Origin of the sequence: Nakamurella sp. (assembly GCF_048594475.1) — a bacterium.
GTDB lineage: Bacteria > Actinomycetota > Actinomycetes > Mycobacteriales > Nakamurellaceae > Nakamurella.
On the sequence record NZ_JBMDXT010000068.1, the window covers coordinates 1 to 4,039 of the forward strand.

Here is a 4,039-nt window from a genome sequence, read left to right on the forward strand (position 1 = left end):
GATCGACGACATGGTCGCCTCCGCGCTCAAGTGGGAGGGCGGCTACGTCTGGGCCTGCAAGAACTACGACGGCGACGTCCAGTCCGACACCGTGGCCCAGGGCTTCGGCTCGCTCGGCCTGATGACCTCCGTGCTGATGACCCCGGACGGCAAGACCGTCGAGGCCGAGGCCGCGCACGGCACGGTCACCCGCCACTACCGCCAGCACCAGGCCGGCAAGCCCACCTCGACCAACCCGATCGCCTCCATTTCCGCCTGGACCGGTGGCCTCAAGCACCGCGGCAAGCTCGACGGCGCGCCCGAGGTCACCGGCTTCGCCGAGGCCCTCGAGGACGTCATCATCAAGACCGTCGAGGGCGGCAAGATGACCAAGGACCTGGCCGCGCTGGTCGGCCCGGACCAGGAGTGGCTGACCACCGAGGACTTCCTCGTCGCGCTCGACGAGAACCTGGCCACCCGGCTGGCCTGACGGCCGGTTGCCGGGCGCCCGGTGATATCCCGGGTGGAGCGGCACGCCGCTCCACCCGGTGGGTCGGCGTGACACCTCGAACGGGCGCGCCGGCCCGGCCCTGTTCGCGCCGGTTCGGTGACGATCGCGCCGGCTCAGCCCTGATCGCGCCGGCTCGGTGACGATCGCGCCAGGTCGGTGACGATCGCGCCAGGTCGTCATGACGCGACGCTCGCCCTGGTGGCGCGATGGAGCCGGAGCTGTGCGCGGACCGATCTTGCGGGGTTGTCCCCATGGGCGGATCTGTCCACATCCGCCTCGGCCGCGCAGCACTGTCCGGCCGCGGCGCCGGACGATATCCCGGTGGTTGATGACATCCCGGGCCAGACCGGTCCGCGCGCCCATCTCGGAGTCGAGCCGGGCCGCGACCTGTTGATCGCCCGACCCGACGCATTCGCGCGCGGCCTGAACGGCGACGACATCAAACGTCGGCTCGCCCGCGGAGAATGGCGGTCGATCCGCCGCGGGGTGTACGCGCGGACGGCCATGGTTGCCGGCCTCTCGCCGGAGGAGCTCCATCGGTTGCGCATCGAGGCCGCGCTCCCGGAACTCGGCGCTCGGTACGTCGTCAGTCACCGGTCGGCCGCCTGCGTCCATGGGCTGGCGCTGCTGCGACCGCCGGGCCGGGCGGTACAAGTGACCGACCCGGGGGTCCGATCCGGTCGGCGCCGGGCGCAGCTCCAAGCGTTCTGCGCGGCCCTCGACCAGGACGAGATCACCGTCGTCGACGGGTGTCCGGTGACAACGATCGCCCGGACCGTGGTCGACCTGGCCCGCAGCTGCGGCTTCGAACAGGCGGTCGTGGCCGCCGACCACGCGCTGCGGGCCGGCCTGGTCGATCGGGCTGCCCTGCAGGAGGCGGCGGGCCGGGCTCATGGACGACGCGGCAGCCGAACGGCGCAGCAGGTGGTGGCCTTCGCCGATCCGCGCGCGGAAAGTGTGGGCGAGTCGCGCAGCCGCGTGCTGCTGGCCCGAGAGGGCCTCCCTCCGCCGGAGCTGCAGGCTCCGATTCGCGCCGGAGCGGGCGTCGTGGTCGCGCGGACCGACTTCTGCTGGCGCGCGGCCCGAGTGGTCGGCGAGTTCGACGGGGCCGAGAAGTTCGGGCGGCGGCTCCGGCCGGGCCAGGGCGCCGGGGACGCGGTGTTTCGGGAGAAGCTGCGCGAGGACCGCATCCGCGCACTCGGATTCAGCGTGGTGCGCTGGACCTGGGCCGAGTTGGACGACCCGGCTGCGCTGGCCGGCAAGATCGCACGGGCGCTGGACCGGGGTCGGATGCTGGCCCGATGATGCTCCACCGGGCCGGGTCCGGTCGGGCGACATCCCACCGGGCCGGGGCCGTCGGGCCAACCGCCACTGATCCCTCATCCGGTGAGCCACCGAGCGGGGCCAGGGTCGCGCCACCTGGGAGAACGTCGCGCTGCCCTGACGTGGCGCGATAGTCCCTCCAGCGGCGCGACGTGCTCAATGGCGGCGCGACCCGCACGCTCGTGCCGCCGCTCAGGCCGGGTGAGGCCGGGTCAGACCGGCCAGGCGGGGCGGGCGGTGCCCTGGTCGAAGAACATCCACTCGTAGCGGCTGGAGCGTTCGAACGCGTCGATCATCGCGGCCCGCTCGGCCGGCGAGGCGGTGGCGTAGGCGCGGTCGGCCAGGGCGACGGCGCGGGTGGTGGCCTCGGCGAAGGCGGGGTCGGCGTACGTCTCGATCCAGGCCGCGTACGGATGCTCGCCCCCGGCCGGGGCGGACGCCCGCCGTTCCCCCAGACGCTCGCCGATGTACTGGTAGAGCCAGAAGCAGGGCAGGACGGCCGAGGCCGCCTGAGCGTAGGAGCCGGTTGCGCAGCAGTGGTGCAGGTGGTCGAGGTAGGCCGTGGTCACCGGCGAGGCGGCGGCGTCCGACACGACCCCGTCGAGCGTCTCGCCGTGCGCGGTGAGCAGCGTCCGGTGCAGGACCATCTCCGCCTCGAGGGCGGCGGCCGAGGAATGCGCGAAGAACTCCTGCGCGTCCTGGTCCGGGGCCAGCGCCGCGACCCGGGCCAGGCAGCGGGCGTACTCGCGCAGGTACCAGGCGTCCTGGGCCAGGTAGAAGCGGAAGTCGGCCCAGGGCAGCGTGCCGTCGGCCAGCGCGGTGATGAACGGCATCGTCTCGATGGCCGTCCGGATCGGCGCGATCCGCTGCCACACGGTCTGCGAGAACGGGGCGGGGAACAGCGCGTGCAGGTGGTCGACCGGCCCCCGGCCGCGGCCGACCCCCACGGTGTCCGCCGCGGCCAGGGCACCGGTCAGCCACGCCTTCGCATCGATCGCCGCGGCCGCCCACGACTCCCGCTGCGGGCGCAGCGCGGCCAGCGCGGACGACAGGGTGCACCCGGTGCCGTGGGTGTTCTTCGTCTCCACCCAGGGCCCGGGCACCAGCGTGACCGAGCCGTCCGGCCCGACCAACGCGTCCGTGGCCTCGCGACCCGGTCCGGCGTCCGACGAGCCGAGATGGCCGCCCTTGACCAGCACCTGGGCGCCGGAGGTGGAGGCCAGGGCCTTGCCCTGGGCGATCGCCCCGTCCAGGTCGCGGGCCGGCGCGTCCCCGACCAGGACGGCGAGCTCGGCGACGTTCGGGGTGAGCAGGTCGGCGCAGGCCAGCAGGTCCCGCAGTGCCGATTCGGCGTCGGCGTCGAGGAGCCGGTCGCCGCTCGTCGCGACCATCACCGGGTCCAGCACGACGAACGGCGGCCGGTGGGCGGTCAGCCAGTCGCGGACGACGGCGATGTTCTCGGCCGACCCGAGCATGCCGATCTTCACCGCGTCGACGTCGATGTCGTCGGCGATCGCGGCCAGCTGCTCGGCCAGGAACGAGGCGGGTGGGCTGAACACCCCGCGCACCCCGGTGGTGTTCTGGGCCGTCAGCGACGCGATCGCGGCCATGCCGTAGGCGCCGTGCGCGGCAAAGGTTTTCAGGTCGGCCTGGATGCCGGCGCCGCCGGACGGGTCGGACCCGGCGATGGACAGAACATGCACGCTCAAGGCGACATCCCTTCGCTAGCGTTACCTAGATCAGGTGGCTACGGGTCTTCTCTCAGCCCGATCGGCGGGCACCCCGTGTCAGCTGCGCAACCTACCAGCATGGTGCGCGTTGACAGGTTGCCCGCGGGTTGCTTAGCCTCCGAGCATGCTGAACGGAGCCGGAACGAGCGGGTACCGCCGCCGGCACGTCGACCTGCGTCGGGTCGCCAGCGCCATGTGTTGCCGCTGAGCCCTCCGCTCAGCCGACCCGGCCGCTGCCGGGGTCGGGCACCCCATCCCGCGAGGACCTCGCGTCATGACGCACACTCCGATCGACATCCATCAGCACCTGTGGCCGCCGGCCCTGTTCGACGCCCTGCGCCGGCGCCGCGAACCGCCGTTCCTGGACGGCTGGACGCTGCACCTGGCCGGTGAGCCGCCGTTCGCGGTGCCCCCGGACGACCACGACCCGGATCGGCGCCGGGCGACCGAACCCGGCCGGGCGGTCCTCGGGCTGTCCAGCCCGCTGGGCATCGAG

The 4,039-nt window shown here is 73.4% G+C and carries 4 protein-coding genes, 1 pseudogene and 1 riboswitch; of the genes and pseudogenes, 4 read left to right on the top strand and 1 reads right to left on the bottom strand.

Annotated features, from left to right (window positions below; all coding sequences use genetic code 11):
• The coding region (locus ACOJUF_RS03330; protein ID WP_420120446.1) for an isocitrate/isopropylmalate family dehydrogenase at positions 1-469 on the top strand (469 nt) is incomplete at its 5' end.
• 342 nt (positions 470-811) lie between these two features.
• A complete protein-coding gene (locus ACOJUF_RS03335) occupies positions 812-1,795 on the top strand; it encodes a hypothetical protein (protein ID WP_420120447.1) in 984 nt (327 codons plus the stop codon).
• A 230-nt stretch (positions 1,796-2,025) separates the two neighbouring features.
• Here the strand turns inward: ACOJUF_RS03335 and thiD are convergent, their stop codons facing one another.
• Positions 2,026-3,516, bottom strand: coding sequence for a bifunctional hydroxymethylpyrimidine kinase/phosphomethylpyrimidine kinase (gene thiD, locus ACOJUF_RS03340; RefSeq protein ID WP_420120448.1), 1,491 nt, complete (start codon positions 3,514-3,516; stop codon positions 2,026-2,028).
• Positions 3,513-3,608: riboswitch (TPP riboswitch) on the bottom strand. It overlaps the preceding gene by 4 nt.
• Positions 3,609-3,667: 59 nt before the next feature.
• Between thiD and ACOJUF_RS03345 the strand changes: the two genes are divergently transcribed.
• Both ACOJUF_RS03345 and ACOJUF_RS03350 read left to right on the top strand, forming a co-directional pair.
• Positions 3,668-3,751 carry a putative leader peptide gene (locus tag ACOJUF_RS03345; RefSeq protein WP_395725479.1) on the top strand — a complete coding sequence of 28 codons (84 nt, stop codon included), beginning with the start codon at positions 3,668-3,670 and terminating at the stop codon, positions 3,749-3,751.
• A 66-nt stretch (positions 3,752-3,817) separates the two neighbouring features.
• Positions 3,818-4,039 (top strand): annotated as a pseudogene (locus ACOJUF_RS03350) (amidohydrolase); the annotation flags it as partial.

Excerpts from the sequence above, each read along its gene's own strand:
- ACOJUF_RS03345 (WP_395725479.1), top strand. The coding sequence starts at position 3,668 with ATGCTGAACGGAGCCGGAACGAGCGGGTACCGCCGCCGGCACGTCGAC.